This is a genomic window from Parabacteroides goldsteinii, from assembly GCF_020091425.1.
Taxonomy (GTDB): Bacteria; Bacteroidota; Bacteroidia; order Bacteroidales; family Tannerellaceae; genus Parabacteroides; species Parabacteroides goldsteinii.
The window spans coordinates 2,322,242-2,344,444 of sequence record NZ_CP081906.1; the positions used below are offsets into that span (position 1 = coordinate 2,322,242).

The 22,203-nt window shown below is 46.4% G+C and carries 16 protein-coding genes; 13 read left to right on the plus strand and 3 right to left on the minus strand.

The features are described from left to right. The first annotated feature begins 200 nt into the window (after positions 1-200). The 6 genes from K6V26_RS10805 to K6V26_RS10830 all read left to right on the plus strand — a co-directional run bounded on the left by K6V26_RS10805 (position 201) and on the right by K6V26_RS10830 (position 6,785). Positions 201-2,198, plus strand: coding sequence for an OPT family oligopeptide transporter (locus tag K6V26_RS10805; protein ID WP_046147209.1), 1,998 nt, complete (start codon positions 201-203; stop codon positions 2,196-2,198). Between the two features lie 8 nt (positions 2,199-2,206). Further along, positions 2,207-3,520, plus strand: coding sequence for a SpoIID/LytB domain-containing protein (locus K6V26_RS10810; protein WP_046147210.1), 1,314 nt, complete (start codon positions 2,207-2,209; stop codon positions 3,518-3,520). Between the two features lie 373 nt (positions 3,521-3,893). Further along, on the plus strand, positions 3,894-5,354 hold the full coding sequence (locus K6V26_RS10815; protein ID WP_046147211.1) for a sodium:solute symporter: 1,461 nt from the start codon (positions 3,894-3,896) through the stop codon (positions 5,352-5,354). Between the two features lie 4 nt (positions 5,355-5,358). Continuing rightward, entirely contained in the window at positions 5,359-5,961 is a 603-nt protein-coding gene (gene yihA / locus K6V26_RS10820) for a ribosome biogenesis GTP-binding protein YihA/YsxC (RefSeq protein WP_007657110.1), read from the plus strand. A 210-nt stretch (positions 5,962-6,171) separates the two neighbouring features. Continuing rightward, the gene (locus tag K6V26_RS10825) at positions 6,172-6,474 is read left to right on the plus strand and encodes a hypothetical protein (RefSeq protein ID WP_224265325.1); all 303 of its coding nucleotides are present in this window, start codon (positions 6,172-6,174) and stop codon (positions 6,472-6,474) included. Continuing rightward, positions 6,459-6,785 (plus strand): type II toxin-antitoxin system RelE/ParE family toxin, encoded by a 327-nt coding sequence (locus tag K6V26_RS10830; RefSeq protein WP_007657112.1) that lies wholly within the window; start codon positions 6,459-6,461, stop codon positions 6,783-6,785. The genes K6V26_RS10825 and K6V26_RS10830 overlap by 16 nt, the downstream gene beginning before the upstream one ends. A 39-nt stretch (positions 6,786-6,824) precedes the next feature. Here the strand turns inward: K6V26_RS10830 and K6V26_RS10835 are convergent, their stop codons facing one another. From K6V26_RS10835 to K6V26_RS10845, 3 genes are all read right to left on the minus strand, one after another. Beyond that, complete coding sequence (locus K6V26_RS10835) at positions 6,825-7,253, minus strand: HIT family protein (protein ID WP_007657113.1); 429 nt, start codon at positions 7,251-7,253, stop codon at positions 6,825-6,827. A 101-nt stretch (positions 7,254-7,354) separates the two neighbouring features. After that, on the minus strand, positions 7,355-9,655 hold the full coding sequence (locus tag K6V26_RS10840; RefSeq protein ID WP_224265326.1) for a TonB-dependent receptor: 2,301 nt from the start codon (positions 9,653-9,655) through the stop codon (positions 7,355-7,357). 232 nt (positions 9,656-9,887) lie between these two features. Next, positions 9,888-10,289: a hypothetical protein gene (locus K6V26_RS10845; protein ID WP_224265327.1), complete on the minus strand. Its 402-nt coding sequence runs from the start codon at positions 10,287-10,289 to the stop codon at positions 9,888-9,890. Between the two features lie 41 nt (positions 10,290-10,330). Here K6V26_RS10845 and K6V26_RS10850 point away from each other — a divergent pair, with 41 nt between their 5' ends. Genes K6V26_RS10850 through K6V26_RS10880 form a run of 7 tightly spaced genes read left to right on the plus strand, consistent with a single transcriptional unit; the run spans position 10,331 to position 22,111 of the window. After that, positions 10,331-13,567, plus strand: a complete 3,237-nt coding sequence (locus K6V26_RS10850) for a DUF4132 domain-containing protein (RefSeq protein WP_224265328.1) — start codon at positions 10,331-10,333, stop codon at positions 13,565-13,567. A gap of 6 nt (positions 13,568-13,573) precedes the next feature. Continuing rightward, positions 13,574-15,499 carry a DUF4132 domain-containing protein gene (locus K6V26_RS10855; protein WP_224265329.1) on the plus strand — a complete coding sequence of 642 codons (1,926 nt, stop codon included), beginning with the start codon at positions 13,574-13,576 and terminating at the stop codon, positions 15,497-15,499. A gap of 35 nt (positions 15,500-15,534) precedes the next feature. Further along, positions 15,535-16,647, plus strand: coding sequence for an ATP-binding protein (locus K6V26_RS10860; RefSeq protein ID WP_224265330.1), 1,113 nt, complete (start codon positions 15,535-15,537; stop codon positions 16,645-16,647). Then, entirely contained in the window at positions 16,608-19,019 is a 2,412-nt protein-coding gene (locus K6V26_RS10865; RefSeq protein WP_224265331.1) for a DUF5682 family protein, read from the plus strand. The genes K6V26_RS10860 and K6V26_RS10865 overlap by 40 nt, the downstream gene beginning before the upstream one ends. Then, positions 18,986-20,122, plus strand: a complete 1,137-nt coding sequence (locus K6V26_RS10870) for a VWA domain-containing protein (protein ID WP_224265332.1) — start codon at positions 18,986-18,988, stop codon at positions 20,120-20,122. The genes K6V26_RS10865 and K6V26_RS10870 overlap by 34 nt, the downstream gene beginning before the upstream one ends. Continuing rightward, complete coding sequence (locus K6V26_RS10875; protein ID WP_224265333.1) at positions 20,098-21,822, plus strand: SWIM zinc finger family protein; 1,725 nt, start codon at positions 20,098-20,100, stop codon at positions 21,820-21,822. The genes K6V26_RS10870 and K6V26_RS10875 overlap by 25 nt, the downstream gene beginning before the upstream one ends. A gap of 19 nt (positions 21,823-21,841) precedes the next feature. Beyond that, a complete protein-coding gene (locus K6V26_RS10880) occupies positions 21,842-22,111 on the plus strand; it encodes a hypothetical protein (RefSeq protein WP_122327377.1) in 270 nt (89 codons plus the stop codon). The last annotated feature ends 92 nt before the right edge of the window (positions 22,112-22,203 follow it).

The window sequence follows — 22,203 nt, forward strand, 5'->3', positions numbered from 1 at the left end:
ATGGGTATTATTCCCCACATATATGGGGCATTTTCCCCACCTATGTCAAAAAGGTGGGGATTTTGTTTCACTAAATATCCCTGTCTGTCATTCTTCCAGCCTTAATCATTTGTTCAATTAAAAAAATAACGTAGTTTTGTAACGCTATAGATACAGAAAAACACATTTGGGATTAAATCTAACTAAAAATAATACTCACAGTGAAAAAGGAAGATGAAGAAAAGGTAAGCGGGCTACCCGAAAATGCCTACAGAGAACTCAAAGAAGGAGAAGTATTTAACCCGATTATGTCACCTCAAAAACAATACAGGGAAGTAACTCCCTGGTCTGTATTCTGGGGACTTGTCATGGCTGTCATATTCAGCGCGGCTGCCGCCTATCTGGGATTGAAGGTCGGACAGGTGTTTGAAGCAGCTATCCCGATTGCCATCATAGCTGTCGGACTGTCGAGCGGTTTCAAACGGAAAAACGCATTGGGAGAAAATGTAATTATCCAATCTATCGGAGCCTGTAGCGGTGTAATCGTAGCCGGAGCGATTTTTACTCTTCCTGCCCTGTATATCCTTCAGGACAAATATCCGGAAATTACCATCAACTTTTTTGAAGTATTCATGAGTTCGCTGCTGGGCGGCATACTCGGCATTCTTCTGTTAATTCCATTCCGGAAATATTTCGTTTCGGATATGCATGGCAAATATCCGTTCCCGGAAGCAACGGCAACCACCCAGGTGCTTGTTTCGGGCGAGAAAGGCGGAAGCCAGGCGAAACCGCTTATTCTGGCAGGTCTGATCGGAGGTTTATACGATTTTATTATTGCCACTTTCGGTTGGTGGAGCGAAACTGTCAGCACGCGCATTGTCGGAGTTGGTGAAATGCTGGCCGACAAAGCAAAAGTCGTACTGAAAGTCAATACAGGAGCCGCCGTACTGGGACTCGGTTATATCATAGGATTGAAATATTCCATGATTATCTGTGCCGGTTCATTCCTTGTTTGGTTGGTCATCATCCCGCTGATGTCCGCCATCTTCGGTGCAGACGTATTGACATTCGGTAATGACGCTATTACCGCAACAGTCGGCAGCATGAGTGCCGAACAAATCTTTACGACCTATGCCCGCCATATCGGTATCGGTGGTATCGCGACGGCCGGAGTTATCGGTATTATCAATTCATGGGGAATTATCCGCGGAGCCGTCGGACTGGCAGCCAAAGAACTGAAAGGGAAAAATACGGAAGCTGACACAGCCACAATACGCACACAGAAAGATTTATCGATGAAGATTATCTCGATTGGTATCTTCGCTACGCTGATTGTTACTTATCTGTTCTTCCATTTCGGAGTATTGGATAACTGGTATTATGCTTTAATAGGGTTGTTGATTGTCGGGATTATTGCCTTCCTGTTCACGACTGTTGCCGCAAATGCCATTGCTATTGTAGGAACAAATCCGGTGTCGGGTATGACGCTGATGACATTAATCTTATCGTCCATCATTCTGGTGGCTGCCGGACTGAAAGGAACGGCCGGTATGGTTTCGGCCCTGATTATCGGAGGTGTTGTCTGTACGGCACTTTCCATGGCAGGCGGTTTCATTACCGACTTGAAGATAGGTTACTGGCTGGGAAGTACGCCTGCTAAACAGCAGACATGGAAGTTTCTCGGCACCTTAGTCTCTGCTGCAACAGTTGGCGGTGTAATCCTTATCCTGAACCAGACGTACGGATTTACGACCGGGCAGCTGGCCGCACCGCAGGCTAATGCAATGGCAGCCGTTATCGAACCGCTGATGAGCGGTTCGGGAGCACCCTGGGTGTTGTATGGCATCGGTGCCGTACTGGCTATCGTTCTGAACTTCTGTAAAATTCCGGCACTGGCATTCGCATTGGGTATGTTTATCCCGATGGAACTGAACACTCCGCTGCTGATCGGTGGAGCCATCAGCTGGTATGTAGGAAGCCGCAGCAAAGACCAGGCATTGAATACGGCCCGTTTGGAAAAAGGGACATTACTTGCATCCGGTTTCATCGCAGGTGGTGCCTTGATGGGAGTTATCAGCGCAGCTTTACGTTTCGGTGGCATCAACCTGCTGAACGAAAAATGGTTGGAAGGAAACTTTGCCGAACCGCTGGCTGTTGTAATGTATATTGCATTGATGGCTTATCTGGCGATAAGTTCATTGAGCGCGAAAAAAGAATAAGATAAAGAATGGATGCACCGTTAGTTAATGTTGGGATTATGACGGGGAAGGCTCTCTCTTTCGTATTCAATGGAGAATATATCCATACGGAGAGCAGTTCCTTCCTGACGGGAGAACAACGCGCGTTGTTTGTAAACGGAAATATCGTGTATAACGGCAAGCTCTACAAAGAACTATTCTTTGAACCGGCTTCGCCCCAATCATCGTTTGACCTGAAAGCTGTGACAATCGGAGTGGACTTCCACTGGCAACGCCAGGAAGACCAACGCTTCAAAGGAGCACTGAACCTGGTGGCAACGAATGACGGAATTGTTGTAATCAACAGTATTGACGTTGAAGAATATCTGACAAGCGTGATTTCGTCTGAAATGAGTGCCACAGCATCAAAAGAGTTGCTGAAGGCACACGCCGTAATCTCCCGCAGCTGGCTACTGGCGCAGATAGAAAAGAATTTCCGCCTGGGTAACGCTTCGGAAAAATATGAGAGTTGCCATCGCGACAATAACCAATTAATCCGTTGGTACGACCGCGAAGATCATACCATGTTCGATGTGTGTGCCGACGACCATTGCCAGCGTTACCAAGGCATTACCCGTGCTTCTACCGCAATCGTACAGGAAGCGGTCCACGAAACACGCGGCGAGATACTGACCGATGGCGAATCCATCTGCGACGCACGTTTCTCTAAATGTTGCGGAGGCGTGACCGAGCAGTTCGAACACTGTTGGGAGCCGGTGCCCCACTCCTATCTGACAGTTGTACGGGACAGTAAAGAAACTTCTTATCCCGACCTGACCGACCCGATTGAAGCGGAAATGTGGATACGTAATTCTCCTAACGCATTTTGTAACACAACAAAGAAAAAGATACTCAGCCAAGTCTTGAACAACTATGATCAGGAAACGATAAATTTCTATCGCTGGAAAGTGTCTTACACCCAGGACGAGCTGTCCGAACTGATTCATCGTAAAAGCGGCATCGACTTTGGCGAAATACAAGACCTGGTACCATTGAAAAGAGGTACTTCCGGACGTATCGAAGAGTTACAGATTGTGGGAACCCGCCGTATTTATACTATCGGCAAGGAATTGGAGATACGGCGCACTTTATCGGAAACCCATCTGTACAGTTCCGCCTTTGTGGTAGACAAAGAAGATATACGCGTTCGTATTCCCCAACGTTTCGTACTGACGGGTGCCGGCTGGGGGCATGGCGTAGGACTTTGCCAGATAGGTGCAGCCGTCATGGGTGAAAAAGGATATGCTTATACAAAAATACTGGAACATTATTTCCGGGGAGCATTCATAGAGAAAAGGTATTAATCTAAAAAGGTCGCTAATCTCACGATAGCGGCCTTTTTTTGTGTTTACCTATCTTTCCGGTTCCTAGTGGAATCCGGTTGTCTTTACTCTCACGAGCTCTAACTGATTACAAAGGAATAAAGAATAAATCAAGAAGACAAACAAAATAGATTAATAAGGATATTTTCCCCACAAAAAAGGGAAAAACACCGATAAAATTCATTAGAACGAACCTGACATACGGTCCACAAACACCCTTATCCGTCCTCTAACGTCCTGCCTGAAAGAAGAAGAAGTTTACATGATATTACATTTTAGCAAATTGTTGTTATCTTTGTATCCGAACGTTCGACAGGGACCAAATACCCTGCTCTACTTAATTAAATACTGGTGAATGAATAGTTATATCATCCTCTCTATAATTGCAATTTACTTTGGCATACTGTTGTTGATTGCCTGGATAACAGGCAGGAAAAGTACAAGTAACGATGCTTTCTTTCTGGGAAACCGTAAATCTCCGTGGTATATCGTATCTATCGGGATGATTGGGACATCGCTTTCCGGCGTCACCTTCGTTTCGGTTCCGGGGATGGTTCGCAGCATAGATATGACTTATATGCAAACGGTTTTCGGATTCTTTTTCGGATATATACTGATTGCCAAAGTGCTGTTACCGCTTTACTATAAATTGAAACTGACTTCTATCTACTCCTATCTGGGTGACCGGATTGGAAAGCGGAGTTATAAAACCGGTGCTTCTTTTTTCCTGCTTTCAAAGATTGTCGGGGCAGCGGCACGGCTTTATCTGGTTGTCCTGATTTTACAGCATTACGTCTTCAGTACCTGGAATATTCCTTTTTGGGTAACTGTTATCATCAGTATTTTTCTGGTTTGGCTATACACCTACCGGAGTGGAATCAAGACTATTATCTGGACGGATACGCTTCAGGCACTTTGCCTGGTTGCCATGCTGGTCGTCATTATCTGGAAGGTAAAAGATGCCATGGAACTGGATATGGGAGGCATGGTGCAAACCCTGACCGAGAATCCTCATTTCCGTATCTTTGAATTCAACGACTGGCACAGCACACAACATTTCGTGAAACAGTTTTTCAGCGGCATCTTTATCACCATCGTCATGACCGGGCTCGACCAGGATATGATGCAGAAGAACCTATCCTGCAAAAGCCTGAAAGATGCACAGAAGAATATGTACACCTATGGTTTTGCTTTCACGCCGGTCAATTTTCTGTTCCTGGCATTAGGTGTATTATTGTTGAGCCTGGCTTCTCAAAAAAATATCGAACTGCCGGCCTTAAACGATGATATTCTGCCGATGTTTTGCACTTCCGGAATCTTGGGGCATTCTATTCTAATTTTCTTTACAATCGGTATCATTGCAGCCGCTTTTAGTAGTGCCGATTCAGCATTAACGGCTTTGACCACCTCTTTTTGCGTCGATATTCTGGGAGTGGAAAAGGAGGAAGCGAACAAGGCTAAACGCACCCGATTGATGGTTCATTTGCTTATCTCTGCTCTGTTTGCCATAATAATCCTTATCTTTAAGGCCGTAAACAGCCGCAGCGTGATTGATGCAATCTATATGATTGCTTCTTATACCTACGGTCCTTTGCTGGGATTATTTGTCTTTGGCTTGTTCACCAAAAAACAACCGCGTGACAAATATGTTCCTTATATATGTATTCTCTCGCCGCTAATCTGTTTCGCAACGGATTACCTGGTGAAACAACATACAGGCTATGCCTTCGGTTACGAAATGCTGATGCTCAACGGAGCCATCACATTCTTCGGGTTATGGGCGGCCTCAGTCAAACACAAAACAATAAAAGTTTAAAAATATGGAAATCAAAAGTGCAGAATTTGTTATCAGTAACACAGACGTAAAGAAATGCCCCGCAGGAAACTTTCCGGAGTATGCCTTTATCGGGCGAAGCAATGTTGGCAAATCCTCCCTTATCAATATGCTGACAGGCAAGAAAGGTCTGGCAATGACTTCACAGAAACCTGGGAAGACATTGCTTATCAATCATTTTATTATCAACAACAACTGGTTTCTGGTCGACCTTCCCGGATATGGGTTTGCTCAACGGGGAAAAGAAGGAAGACAGAATATCCAGCGGATTATCGAAGATTATATCCTGGAACGTGAGCAGCTAACTAATCTATTCGTCTTAATTGACTGCCGCCATGAAGCACAGAAAATCGACCTGGAGTTTATGGAGTGGCTGGGTGAGAACGGAGTTCCTTTCTCCATCATCTTCACCAAAATAGATAAGATTAGTAAAGGCCGTCTACAAGAAAATCTGAAAGCCTATCAGGAAAAATTACTTGAAACGTGGGAAGAGCTTCCCCCTATCCTACTTTCTTCATCCGAGAAAAAAGACGGGCGGGAAGAAATACTTGATTATATCGATACAATAAATAAAAGTTTAAAAGGGTAGCATTATCCGGGAGCGACATGGTGTCGGTTGCACGGAATCGCCACAATTATACCGGAGCGGATACAATCATCCGCTCTGCAAGGTTGCGCTTCACCAAGTATAGTTGCCGTGCAACCACAGCCTCCTGAATAATTTTTCTTTACTTATCTTATGCCGGTTCCAAAAAAATAAATACATTTGTAATTCATCAAAACCGAAAGGAGTAAAGATATGAAAGCAATGGAATTACAGGGTGAACGCCTGGAACTGTTCAACGAAATCATTAACCTTGACACGGAAAGTATCGAGAAAGTAAAGAAGTATATTAAACGTATCGCATCTAACCGATACAAAATATCCCGTACTACTCAAGTGGATGACATTGACATCATCACTGATGAAGAGATTGAAAATGCTATGCGTCCATTATCTTATGAGGAGAAGATAGAAAGCCTTAGGTTGTCGGAGGCCGATCCTGTTTATTATACACAGGAAGAGATGCGAAAAGCTGTTGCTTCATGGAGAAACCTTTAACTATTAAATGGAAACGTCCAGCAAGGAAGAATGCTAGAGTAACTTATGCCTGGTATAAAAAAGAAATGGGCATTAGAGCTGCCGACAAATTCATAAACAGTATTTTAGATACTGTAAACTTACTGGCATTAAATCCTAATATGGGACAACCGATTGAACTGAATACCGAAACATGTAAAAGAAATTATCGTTCCTTCGTAGAACATAAGAACCATAAAATCATTTACTATGTAGAAAAAAAGACAATCTGTATTGCCAACATTTGGTCTAACAGTCAGAATCCGGAAGATTTTAATGAACAACTAAGATAAAAGGAAGCAGTTTCGCTTCCTTTTTTATCTTATATAGCCTTACAACGCCTCTCTTATCTTCTCCACCATCTCCTTGTACTCCTGTTCCGACAGATAAACTTTCTGCGGATTCATTGTGAATGTTCCTCCGAAATCGGGACCATCTTCATATTTAGGGGCCAGATGAAAATGCAGATGCGACAGCTTATCGGAATAAGCACCGTAATTTATCTTTTGCGGATTGAATACTTTCTGCATGGCACGGGTTACTTTTACGACATCTGCCATAAATGCATTCCGTTCGTCATCGCTCAGCATATTCAAATCGTGCACATGCTCTTTATAGGCAACCAGGCAACGGCCATAATAAGTCTGTTCCTTGAAAAGAAAAAGCCGGGAGACTGATAAAGGAGCTATTTCGATCATCAAATCATCTAAAGTCTGATTGTTCGTACAATACAAACAATCTTTGGGATCACTTAAATTCATGTTATATCAGATTTATTTATAATGGGCGCTAAAGTAAACATAAAGCCCGGTAAAAACAAGAAACTTTTACCGGGCCTTTCCGAATATTTTAAATCAGCATCTTAATAACTGATCTTACAACCTATGAAATAACTGCGGGGAATACCCGGGCCATAAATATAGCCGGCATCCCGTTTCTCATATTTATCAAAATCATCCTGATAAGAATTAAAGATGTTCTGAACACCTGCATTAACCTGCAAAGTAACAGATTTATAAAGAGGAAAATCATACGCCACCTTTACATTCAGGTCGAAGAAGTCCTTCGTTTTCTCTTCCCTGTCTTCCGGGATATAACCGGCCAGGTGCTGAACCAGCATGCTACCGGTATAAGTACCGGTCAACGAAGCCGTCAATCGCTTCACCGGCGTAAATGAAGAAGTGAAATAACCATATACATCCGGCGAACGGAACATCTTTTTCTGAGGGGCCAGATTCTCATTCTCACTCCAGCTCTCCGGTTCTTTGTAACGGCTACGCTGGATAGTTGCGCCTGCCTGAATCTGCATCCATGAATAGACGGCTTTTGCCTCCAGGTTTATTCCCATCACACGGGCACCTTTCCCATTACGGCGTTCCATCAGCAGGTTATTATCATTGTCGCGCCCTATCTCTTCAAGGATAAAAACATTACGCAGGTCTGTGTAAAAACCTTCTACCAGGAAATTAGTCTGCACCGGACCGAAACGACGGTAAAAGTCGGCCGAGGCACTGATACTTTGTGAGTTCTCTTCTTTCAGGTCCGGAGATATCTGGATGATCGCCACATCACCGCCGACTGCCGTAATATGCAAATCCTCGTCAAAAGCCTGAGGGGCACGGAAACCGCTCGAATAAGACAGACGCAGATTTATATCGCTGGTCGGATTGAAACGCACATTGGCACGCGGACTGAATATCGCATGGTCTATCAAATTATGCTTGTCCATCCGTGCACCGATCAGGAAACTCCATTTCTCATTCTTCCATTCGTTTTGCAGGAAAACGCTACCGATATGTACAGTCTGCTCGATCGTGCGGTGATAGCCTAACATCTTATCCTGCAAATCGTCATAGTTATATTCGGCACCTCCCGTAAACTCGGCAGGCATGAAAAGACATTTATCCCATTCATAGGAATACTGCGCTCCTCCGACAAAGGTCATATCCGTTGTGCTGCCATAAGCATTCGGGTTCTTGTCTGCGCCATAATAACTGTTTCTTTTTGTATGCTGGGCAGAAGTATACACATTCAGACGATGCTTATAATCCTTTGAAAACAAATCGAATTTCAAGCCACCGCCATTGATGTTATGTTCGGTCTGCTCGGCAATATCGGCTTCGTGGGGAGGCAGGTCCAACAGGTTACCGCCACGACGGTATTCATTGATATTATGATATTCGAAAGTCAGCTTCGAATACATGCTTGTTTTCAGGTAAGAACGGAAACCGAGCGTGCGGGCATTCAGTTTGCCCAGTTCGGTATATCCGTCACCGTCATGGTCGTAAGCTCCGCGATAACGGTTCTGTCCGAACATATAAATACCGGCTTTATGGTCGTCCGTCACCAGCGAAGCATTTATCGTTGTGTTATTATCGGGACGGTCGCCGCCAATCATCGTCAGTGAGTGAGAAATCTGTGCCGAATTTCGCAACGGTTCTTTGGTAATGATATTAATCGTACCGGCAATAGCGGAAGAACCGAACAAGGCGGAACCTCCCCCACGCATAATCTCCACACGTTCGATCATATTGGCCGGAATCTGTTCCAAACCGTACACACCCGTCAGAGCACTGAATATCGGACGGCTGTCAACCAATATCTGCGTATAAGGACCCTCAAGTCCGTTGATACGCACCTGCTGAAACCCACAGTTCTGGCAATTGTTTTCCACACGCACACCAGGCTGGAAGTTCAAACCGTCCGCTAAAGAAGTAGCATGTGTCGTCTCAAATGTTTTTGAATCGAGCACATTCACCAACGAAGGAGCCAGGCGGCGGGTTGTCTCATTACGGTTTGCCGATACGACAACCCCATCCAACGACACCAGGTCTTCCTCCGCCTCAAAATTGATTTCCAGCGTTTTTCCTTTCTTCAAGGTGATAGGTTTCTCTACTGTCTTAAAGCCCAGCGTTTTCATCACCAGGGTATATTTGCCTTCCGGCAGGTTCTTCAGGTAATAATGACCGGTGGCATCGGTCGATGTACCGATTGTCGTTCCTTTCAGAAAAACATTAATAAAAGAAAGATGCTCACCCGTTTTCTTGTCCAGTATATGTCCTACGATATTGGCATCCGACGGATTCAGGGCCGGAGCATCATCCGCCCATGCTGCTGTAAAGACACAACACAGGCATAGTATAAGCGTAATTATCTTATTCATTGCGATTTGTTCTGATAAATAGGTAATGTTATAATGTAAAACACGGCACTTTCTAATTCAAAGCCTCCGATGTTTTATACTTTTGACCTGGGTCGAATACATATTTCACCTGGGTCAACTACATGTTTCACCTAGGTCAAAAATGTATTCGACCAGGGTCAAAAGATTAGAAGGACGGGATGTTTATAGTAGAAACACCTATCCTTATCAATAAAAGTCTTACTATTTTTTATCAGAAAACAGGAGGGGCACGAAGACTAAGCTGCCCTTTGCCAGGGAGTTTATAATCCGGATAGACCGGATATTCTACTATTTCAGCGACTTGCTGTGCATTAAAATTCAGATGTAACGCATGAACAGCCCCATCTTCCACACTAAGAGTCGTCAGTATATGGAATAGCTGTATTTCGGAAAGGGAAGCATGATGATGGCAGGGACCGCCGTTCATCTTTCCGAAAGGGTGAGAATGGACAATCGTCGTGCCATGTTCGATATGGACATGGATAAATAACGTGATACAGCTATAGTAGGCGATAAAAATCACCGGCAGCAGCCATTTCAGATATTTTCTCATCGTTTGTCTCACGCCCTTATTGTTTGGAAGGTGCAAAATTACAAAATATTTTTTATACATTTGCTTATATATTCAATCAAAGCAAACTTTAAAACGACACCATGACAAAAGAACAAATGCTCGAACAATGGACTAGAATCTATGAGCAAGGATACTACAAATGCGCCTTCACCCCGAAAGTATATGAATATCTGGACGAGAAAATCGACCAGGTTCCCGAAACAGTGATGTCGGGCCCAAAGATATATGTTGATTATGACGCCTGGATTATACATGAATTAAACGGGGACAATGCGGAACTGGCACGCCGCATGTTGGTTATCCTCTCGAAAATACGTCGCGACGGACCTATCCATAAATGGGGGATGAAAGATGATCTGGAGATTTGCCTGCTCATCGGTTACGGCCATGATTTCAGGAACCTGATTAAAGAGTCGGTAACCCGTCACAAAACACAAGGTCCGGAGTTATATGAAACAGCACAGATATTACTGAAATATTGCCCGTCCGAATCGGAAGCATTTGCCGACCTGCTTCTTTCCGATAAACTAAAGGAACTGGAAGAACAGCGAAACAACACCCATGAATTATACCTGGCTTTATACCTGGCCATCCTGTTGCTGGAACAGGATTCGGATAAATATGCCCGCTATCTGCCGGTACTGACTGCTTTGGCTTACAGATATTCCGGTCCGAGTTTCACATTCATCCTGTATTTCTGCTATAAGTTCGCTCCCGAACTAAAAGAGCGTTTACTCCAACTGCTCAAAGAGACTATATCGGCACGGGCCTTGTTCTTCCATCTCAATCCGCATAAGATGCTGGCATTCCTGCAATCGATCGGGGCTCCTTTAGGCATTTATTATTATTTGATTCTGACGGAAGATAATGATGCCGACAAGGCATCCATGTTCCATACCTTATATAAAGAAGATAAAGAACTGTTCATGGAAGTCTACCGGATGCTGGCAAAGACAACTCCCATCCAACAGGCCGCCTACAGCCTTTACCTTTTGTCAATCCTGCTCGAACATGGAGAAGGCACGGAAGAACTGGCAGAAAGTACAGAGTTACAGGCTCGCTGCATGCTTAACCTGCTGGGAGAAAACTTAGGTAACACCGGTAATTTTATTTCAGCCCTGACAGACGATTCGACACCGCAGGTTGCCTGGGAGAATCGTCTGAAGAATTGCGGCAACTTCGGCTGGGGATACGGGAAAAACGCTCCGGCTTTATTGATCGGTGCCCTGGCTCTTCTATACTGTGAGTCGGAACTGGCCCGGCGGTTCATCAACGTGCTGCTGATTCAGGTCCGTACCAGTGCCGCAATAAATAATCCGGTATATCTTACATACATATTCCTTGAAACACGTAAGAAATGGCTGAACAGTTCTCCGAAGGAAAGCCTTCGGCTATTACTCGACACCACCAGCCGGTTCACCTATGCCGAAGCCTTCAAAGCCTATGCCTATAACCCGAACCGGATGCAGGACGTTCTGGATAAAGAAGATATTATCAGCCACCAGTCTCTGGCACTGGACTTGCTGAACAGCGGCGACCTCTCGATCGAAGAGACACAGAACTGGCTCGACATGATTTACGGAACCTGTAAAATAACGGACGTCCAACCGCTACTCGGGTTATTATCCAACAAGTCGAAGATACTCCGCAAGACTGCCGAAGAGTTGATTAACCTCCATGAAGAAGCAACCCGTCCGTTACTGGAATCGGAATTATCCAAACTGAAAGGAGATGCCCTGGCGGCCGGTAAACGAATCATCAAACGCTGGGACAACGAACGGAAATTCGGTGCAGACTTTACCTTTACCAAAGAAAGCGTTGTCGAATATTGCACCGACAACTTCGACAAGGACAATCAGAAATTCATTGCCTGGATACCCGAAGACATGTTCACCGACGTACGCTTTGCCGACATGACCGAAAAAGCACCCGCCATCGTCACCCGTTATATCCTCTCCGAATATCTCTGCCTGGAAGAGGCCTACAAAGTAAAGGCTTGCGATAAAATAACGGAACAGTTGCATACCCCGGACTTCCAGCAAATGATGGAGAACATTTATCTGTTCTGGAAAGAGAACGGAGCCGAAGCCAAAAAGAAAATGATTATGGTCCCGTATTGCATCTACGGTTCCGACACACAGATACTCCGCCTCAAAACGCAGTTGAAAGACTGGGCCGAGGCTTCACGTGGTGCTATCGCCGCCTTTGTGGTCAACGCCATCGCCATGAACGGAGGAAGCGTTGCACTGGTCATGATAGACGGCATCTCTGTCAAGTTCCCCAATAATCAGGTCAAAAATGCCGCCAAGGCAGCCTTCTCTTTTGCAGCCAAAGCATTGGAAATACCGGAGGATGAACTCTCCGACAAGATTGTCCCCACCCTGGGCTTCAATAAGGAAGGAGAAAAGATACTTGATTACGGTCCGCGAAACTTCACGATAACCTTGATGCCCGACTTCTCACTTTCTATCTTCGACAACGAAAAACAGAAGACTATCAAGTCGATGCCTGCTCCCGGAGCCAATGACGACGCAGTGAAAGCGACGGCCGCCAAAAAGGAATTCTCCGAACTGAAAAAACAAATCAAGGCCACCGTACAGTCACAAACCAACCGTTTGGAAAAGGTACTGATGAACGGACGCCGCTGGACAGCCGGTTCCTGGAACACCCTCTTTGTAGAGAACCCGATTATGCATCGTTTTGCAACCGCCCTGATATGGGGTGTGTATGACGGAGACAAACTGACCGGAACGTTCCGTTATATGGAAGACGGCACATTCAATACGGTAGATGAAGAGGAATATACGCTGCCCGAAAAGGCCACCATCACCCTCGTCCATCCTATCGAACTGGAGGAAGAAGTTCTTGCAGGCTGGAAGGAGCAACTGGATGATTATGAAATTGTGCAGCCCATCCCGCAACTAACCGCCCCCATAATTGTTTTAGGAGAAAAGGAGACGGACGGAAATAAGATAACCCGTTACAACGGCCTGACCGTCAAGTCAGGAAAGATAAGCGGTATGGCAAAAAAACACAACATGGTTCGCGGAGAGGTATGGGATGCCGGCAGCTACACTTGTTATCATCTGGTAGACAAATACCTGAATATGGCCGCCCTGCTGAACTTCGAATATATGTACATGGGGCAGGAATATAATGACGACGTGACACTCGGAGATGTCATCCTCTACCGCCTGGGAGAAGACCAGACGACCGACGACGAACCGAAAAACAACGCAATCCTCTCGCCCGAAAGTGTTCCGGCCCGCTTCCTGAGCAGTGTATTGGGTATTTTTGATGTATTGAAAGAAGAATAAAAGGATATGAAGAGAAAGCAACAACCGGATTTAGCAGCATTATTCGACAGCTATTGCGAAGCATATACAGCCTCCGACTGGCAGGTTCTGAAAACATTTCAGGAGATGCCGCTCGACGACATAATCCGTAAGAACAAACAGGCAGCATACGATTATTTATATAGTGATGTCGCATTGAAAAAGAGACTGATCTGGTTGAATAAGCTGTTTTCCGATTGCGGCTTGAAAGACTATGAGCAGTTACTGGGATTACTGAAGGAAAACTCCAAACTAATCCGCAGGAACATCGAAAAGATCATCCTCGACAAGGAGAAGAAAACCCGCAATTTACTGGAACAACTGTATCCGGAACTGGACGAGGATTCGCAGAATTGGACCCGGCAGTTATTCAAATACTGGGATAACGCACATGCCTCAGCCAGTAAAATCAAATTCAGAAACAAACAGGCTGTTATCGACTATTGCAGCAAACATATCGAGCTATATTGCACGCAACAAATAGCCTGGTTACCGCAAAAGCCTTATACGAGAATCCATTGGGCAAACGAAACCGATGTAGACGAGTTTGTGCCGCGCCATGTGCTCCGTTATGTATTAAGCGAACATATGGCACTCACCCAAATCACCCGGCTGCATGCCTGTGATGCGATTGTCCCTTTCGTCGATGAAAAAGAATGGCAGGCGGCCCTGGAAGAACTGTTCCGGTATTGGTTGGCAGACAGTGCGGAGGCCAACAGGAGGATGCTTCTGCTTCCTTATTGTTTCTACGGGGCAGAATGGCAGATAGCCCAATTAGCACCCCTGATAAAGTCATGGTCTAAAGCCTCCCGCAAACAACTTGTCGGCCTCACGATGAAGTTGCTGGGATTGAAGGCTAGTCCTAACGCGCTTATCATACTCAACGACTGGATGGAGACTGCTCCCAACGGCATGTACAAACGTGCTGCCTGGGAAGCATTCCGGCAAGCCGCCATCCGGAAAGGCCTGTCGATAGAAGAACTCGCCGACCAAATCATCCCCGACTTCGGTTTTAACCGCCAGGGAGAAAAGAGGGTGGATTATGGCACACGTACTTTCCGGGTAACTTTGATGCCCGACTTCAGCATATCCGTACTTGATCTTGATAAGCAGAAAGTAAGCAAGTCACTTCCCGCCCCTTTAAAGAGCGATGATCGGGAGAAAGCTGAAAATGCCAGAGCCGAACAGGCCAGCCTGAAGAAACGGGTTAAGACGCAGACCAATATTCAGAAAAAACGGCTGGAACAGTCGCTCAAGAACGGACGGACCTGGCCCAAAGAGGCCTGGCTGGCAACCTTTATAGAGAATCCGGTCATGCGATATATAGCAACCGGACTTATCTGGGGCGTCTATAAGGAAGGGAAACTCCAGGATTCTTTCTGTTACCTGGAAGACGGCACGTTCACAACTGCCGACGAAAAAGAATTCCTTCTCCCGGACAACGCAGTCATTTCCCTCGTGCATCCGATTGACTTGCCCGATGAAACGCTGGCTGGCTGGAAAGAGCAACTGGACGATTACGAGCTTATTCCTTTCATTCCCCAACTGAGCGCACCGGTCCATCGTCTGACCGAAACGGAAAAGCAGGGAGATACCCTTCTTCGTTATTCAGGGAAAAAAGTCTATCTCAGCAACATTTACGAGTTTGAAACGGCAGATATAACCACCCGGATAGAAAACAACACGCTTCATATCATAGACCGATCTCTCAATGTGGTGGCACAGCTTTCATTTGTTTACGAAGAAAGTGATTGTTTCCTGAAAGAGTTATACTTCTCATCCGTGGAAGAAGGGGAAGATATAAACACCATACAGTTGCCCAAAGAGGAAAGGCTACCGTTATCGTCTATCCCCGAACGCTTTATCAGCACTCTGCTGGATATACTGAATCGTGCCTTTCCGCTGAATGAATAATCGAATAAAACAAATACAGCACTTACATATATTATATGGATAACAAAATTCAGAAACCATTGATGGAGATGCGCTATGCCGACGAGCTTGCCGCACTCCGCAAACAAGATACAGGAGCCAAGCCTGCAAACTGGCAACTCTCTCCCCGTGCAGTCCGTGCCTTTATCCTCGGTCAAAGCGAACCGATAGAACTGGACGGACGGCAGGTCACCATCACCCCGAAGTTCTTCGGCGATGACGCCCTGGTTGAACGTGCCATCATCACCCTGGCCGGTAACCGGGGATTAATGTTGGTTGGTGAACCGGGCACGGCAAAGACCATGTTAAGCGAACTGCTTTCTGCCGCTATCTGCGGCATCAGTACCAATACAGTACAAGGTACGGCCGGAACCAGCGAAGACAATATCAAATATTCCTGGAACTATGCCATTTTGCTTGCCAAAGGACCGGTCAAGGAAGCCCTTGTCCCCTCTCCCGTCTATATCGGCATGAAGCGGGGAATCATCACACGCTTCGAAGAAATTACCCGCTGCCCGCTGGAAATACAGGACAGCCTGATCAGTATTATGAGCGACCGGGTATTGAATATACCCGAACTGGGAGAAGAAGGATTGCTCTTCGCCTCATCCGGATTCAATGTGATAGCAACCGCCAATACCCGCGACAAAGGGATTAACGAAATGAGTAGTGCCCTGAAACGCCGTTTCAACTTCGAGACAGTCGAACCGATACGCAGCGTAGCATTAGAAAGCCGCATCATCACCGACCAATGCCAGGGAATGCTGGCTGCCAACGGCTTGGAAATGCCGGTGCAGGAAGAGGTTGTCGACATTCTTGCCTCCACCTTCAATGAACTACGCAACGGAACCTCCTTCGAGAAAGCCAAGATACAGAAGATGTCGGGCGTAATGAGTACAGCCGAGGCCGTATCCGTTTATTACCAATCCGCCCTGGACGGATATTATTACGGAGACGGAAGCGTAAGCATGCGTTCCCTGGTACAAAACCTGTTGGGTGCCGTCATGAAAGAAAACAAAGACGATTTGCCCAAACTGAAAGATTACTTTAACGGCGTAGTCCGGCTGAAAGCCGAAAGACAAGGAGGAAAATGGAAGGAATATTACGACAACCGGACCTGGCTGAAATAGAGCAACTCTTCGCAACCAGTTTCAATATGGACGGACAGGTGGTGTACTTTCCGGTACGTCACCACTCCCCTGTCTGTGCGCTGCATCTGCAACGTACAATCAACAGTTTCCGTCCGGAACTGATCCTGATAGAAGGGCCTTCGGATTCGGCACAACTATTGCCTTACATAGCCGACGGACAATCGGTTCCGCCTTTTTGCATCTATTACAGTTACGATGACAAGGAGGGAAAAGTAAGTGAAGAAAAAGAGAAGTATCGCGCTTACTATCCATTCCTCTCTTATTCGCCGGAGCTGGTCGCTATCCGTGAAGGGGCACGTCGCAACATACCGACCCGTTTTATAGACCTGCCCTATGCACTTCGACTGATAAATAAAATAGAGGAAGAGCCGCAGACACAGTTCTATTATAATGAAAATAAGGAATACGAAGTAAATACCTATACGGCCATGATTGCCCGCAAAGCCGGATGCCGCAGCTTTTCGGAATTTTGGGAAAGCCGCTTCGAACTGGATGCCGGAAAAATGAAAACACACGACTTCGTGCGCAATGTTTTTCATCTCGGTTATTTCATGCGGCTGGCAACACCCGGCAACGAAATGTCCCTGAAAGAAGACCGGCAACGGGAAACTTATATGGCAGCAGAAATACGGGAAGCAATCCCCAACCATCAGAAAATACTGGTAGTGGCAGGCGCTTTCCATATCGCCGGCTTAATGGATGAGTTGCAATCAGACCGGAAACAATCGCTGAAATCAAGCAACCCGGAGCACGTCGCTTCTTATCTGATGCCTTACACATTTAAGGAGGCCGACAGTAAAAGCGGTTACGCCGCCGGTATGCCCTTCCCCGCTTTCTACCAGGAAGTCTGGGAAAAGATGGAAAAACAAAAGAAAGACCCGTTTGCTTCGACCGTTCTCGAATATATTATAAAGACGGCCCGTTATGCCCGTAAAACACAGATAATCTCCCTGCCCGATGAGATTAATGCCTTGAATATGGCACGTTCGCTGGCTATATTGAGAGGCAAACAGAGTGCCGGCGTATATGAATTGCTGGATGGTGTACGAAGTTGTTTTGTGAAAGGCGACCTGAATGCGACTTCGACTTTCGAAGTGGATTTCCTGTATCGTCTTCTCTCCGGGATGGGTGCCGGAAAGATTGCGGCCAACGATTGCATCCCGACTGTGGTCCGTGAGTTTCGTTCCTTATGTTCGCTTCACCGGTTAAAGACATCGACTATCGAACGGCAGGAAGTAACGCTCGACATCATTAAGAATCCGGCCCATTACAGGAAAAGCCGTTTCCTTCACCAGATGGAGTTTTTGGAGACAGGTTTCGCCACCCTTCAGTCTGGTCCCGATTATGTGAACCAGAAGAACAAAAACCTGGTACGGGAACAATGGATATGCCGTTACGGCACAGGCATTGAAACCCGTTTGATTGACCTGTCCGTCTACGGGGCGACACTCTCGCAGGTTTGCAACTCGCTCATCGAAAAGAATTTTAAAGACAGCATGACGGCAGAAGAGCTGGGCAAACTGCTCATTTCCGTTCAGGTGATGGGGATAGAAGGCTTTTATTCCCGGTATGAAGACACTGTCCGGCTGGTAGTGGAAAGCGAAGGGAATTTTATCAGCCTCTGCAAACTTATCAACAGCCTGTTATACCTCACCAATATGCAGCAATTGATGGACGGAACTATCCAGCCGGTCATTGCCGGATTGGCACGAACCGCGTTCAATGGAGCAGTCGTACTGATTCCGTCACTGAAAAGCACAACGGAAGAAGAAGAACAGGAAATCTGTGAACAGATGCGCAACCTCTACAGTTTCACCATGGATACGAAAAACTGGTTCGATACCGCCGCTTTCCTGTCTGCCGTAGAGAAGATATTGAACGATAGTTTCAGCAACAGCCGCCTCTTCGGCCTCTGCCTTGCTATACATTATAAAGAAGGACAAACCGGACAGGCTGTTTTCTGCCGGCAGATAGCCGCCTACCTCGAAAGCAGCATCACGCATCCTGAGCAGGCGGCCTCCTTTATCTGCGGCCTGTTTCTGATTGCCCGCGATGTGTTATTTACCGACCCGCATATTCTGGAAGCGATAGACCGGGTTATCGCCAATGCCGACCAGGAGACTTTCCTGACTATTCTGCCCAACCTGCGTTATGCCTTCACCGGCTTTCTCCCGGCAGAAGTCAACCGCCTGGGACAACAGGTTGCGGAATATCATCAGATAGCGGAAACCCGCTTAACAGGAAGTATCACTGTTTCACAACAGGAAATCACCGAAGCTATGCGCCTGGATAAACTGGCGGCAGAAGCACTAAAAACATGGAGAATCATCGAATGGACAAGCACGAAATAGTCAACCGCTGGCGGCTTATATTGGGAGACTTTGCCGAAAACAGCCTGCCCCTCGACCCGGAGAACGCAGAACTGGACGGTACGCTTTATTTCCTATACAACCGCGAATATACCGATGAACAGGGAATACGGAACGACTTCCCCTACCGGGGAGGCCGTGGCGGCTCCATGCTGACCGTCCCCGGATGGCTGAAAAAAGTAAAGAAGCTGTTCCCCAGAAAGACCGTCGAAATCATGCAGAAACAGGCTTTGGATAAATATAACCTTACCCAACTGCTGACCGACGAATCTGTCCTGAGCCAACTCGAACCGAATATCGGACTGCTGAAAAATATCCTGACGTTCCGCAACATGATGCCGGAACATGTCAGAAAGCTGGCTTATTCAATCGTGGAACAGGTCATAAAAGAGATTCAAAAGAAGCTGGAAATAAATGTACGCAAAGCCTTCTACGGAAAGAAACTTCCGCATACCAATTCCAGCTACAAAATATTCCGGAACTTCGATTTCAAGCAGACCATCGAAAAGAATCTGAAAAACTACAGCCGCGAACACGGGACAATTATCCCCGACCGCTTGTATTTCAACCAGAACATACGTCGTTACAATCCCTGGCATATCGTCATCCTGGTAGATGAGAGCGGCAGCATGCTCGATTCGGTAATCTATACGGCTGTCATGGCCTCCATCTTTGCCAAAATGCCGTTTCTTTCGGTCAAGCTGGCGATATTCGACACATCGGTCGTCGATTTGAGCGAACATCTCGACGATCCGGTCGGTATCCTGATGAAAGTACAGCTGGGTGGCGGAACGGATATACATAAAGCGCTGGAATATGGAAAGAAACTAATCTCCGCGCCACAAAAAACAATAGTAGTACTGGTAAGCGACCTTTACGACGGGAACAACTATAGTTATATGTTCCGCTCCTGCCGCGACATCATCGAAGCAGGAAGTAAGTTGTTCGTATTGCCGGCACTCGACTACTCCGGTGCTCCCTGTTATGATGTCCGTGCCGCACGGACCATTGCCGGCATGGGTGCCGATGTAGCCGCAATAACCCCTGAAGAGTTAGCAGAATGGATAGGAAAGATTATATCATAAATGGAGACGGATGCCACGCTTCCGCCGGACAGTTCGTCCCTTTTGCCAACGAAGCCTTCCTGGTTACGCTGGCAAACAAAGGTCTATATAAACGTGCCCTGAAAGACCTGGAAACGACCGGACAAATCGCCCTGACGGTTACAGGCAGCCATCTACAGGTCCAACTGGACGACATCACCGTCTGCCTCGCTTCCAATGTATCCCAAAGCACATGCAGCTGTCCTTCCAAAACTGTCTGCAAGCATATCCTGATGGGAATACTTGCCGCAGCCGGTTATGCTGCAACCGCAGAAGACGATAAAGACGCCGTGCCGGAAACGTCTTCGGAGCTGCCATCTTCCGCCCCCTGGGAGAAATTGATAAATGTAGACCTTACGCAACTTCGCAAACAGGCCGGCAAGAAATTGTTCGAAGACACCCTCCGTCTTATCCAGGATGGCTGGACGGCCGACTTCACGGAAGGCGATATGCTGGAAGCCACTATCAACACCGAAAACATCACGGTCTATTTTCCAAAAGAAGACAGCCTGAACCGTTCCGTCTGCAAATGCGGAGAAAACGGATTGTGCAAACATAAACTGATAGCCATCCTGTCATACCTGAGCCGGCAGGGAATACTATCGTCCGACTCCGCCGGCAACCAGCCGGAACTCTCCCTACTGACGGAGGATACGGTAAAAGTCTTACAGGGAGCTTCCCACTTCATCCTCGGCATATTGGAAAAAGGCCTGATCAGTTGCGGGGAAAACGAGGCGGAAACAGCCATCCAGTATTCCATCCGCCTGGAAACCTGCGGAATCGGAAATCTGGCCCGCTTATTCCGTTCGCTCTCCTCCGATATCGAAAATATGCTTGCCAAACATGTGGGTTTTCAGCCTCCGACAACTTTTGCCACGCTCTCCCGGTTGTATAACACGCTTACCTTACTCTTACGGAATACACAAAACAACGAGATGCTCGGCAAACTGATTGAAGGGACACGCTCGGATTATTACACCACCCCTATCGGCCATTTCACCGGACTGGGCGCTTATCCCTGGCAAACCCGTTCGGGTTATTTCGGAATTACGGCTTATTTCTTCTATCAGGAGAAAGAGAGTATCTGCACGCTGACATCGAGCATGGCTGATTATTATGAACATACCCAGTCACTCGTTACACCGGAAAACCTGAGGAAACAACTCGAGATGCAAAACTTTTGGGGGAACAGCGCATCACTGGCCCGGTTATCGATATCCACCCTTACATTGCGCAACTTCAAGCTGAACAGGCAAAACCGCCTCTCATCGTCTTCACAGACACAATGTGAGATAGCAGATAAAGTAACAATCGGTCATCTGAATACATTACTTACGGTTCCGGAGTTATCCGATTTATCCATACGTCCGGACCAACACTACGATTATTTCCGGAAAAAACAACCCGAACAACTGGCTTTAGTCCCTTTCACTCATCTTTCAGAGGTACGGTTCAGCTCCTCCGAACAGAAACTCTATTTCACCATGACTGACGGTCAGACAGAGACGGAAGGTTCCCTGGCATACAGCGAACTGAACCGTAATGCCATCCGCAAACTGGAACAACTGGGACAACCCTATACAGAAAAGAAACAGCGTTACATGGTCTGCCAGAAACGACCGGACACACTGATTCCAATCAGCATCATCACCTCTTCAGAGATTGATAACTTCTACTTCTAACTTTTTAAAAGCGAACACAATGATCATAAAGAATCTCCTTGCCGAACTGGAACTCCAGCTTTCCGACATCGCCTTCTCCGGCTTGCGCAACATACAACCGGTCACCCTCCAAAAGCTGGAAGACCTCAAACACTGGATGAATGAATTAAATATGTCTGAAGCCATCCATTTAACAGACCGTTTTATCGATTCAGTCTATGCCTGGCAAGCCGGACAAACAACCCTGGAAACCGTCGCCGCCAATCTATGCGCACTGGAGTTTTATGAAAAGAATTTAGTTAACAATTAATTTTGACATCAAAGGTTTTATTCAAAATATTTCCAACTAATTGTAAGCATATCATACTATATATCTAATAATTTGTTACTTTTGTGGGCGAT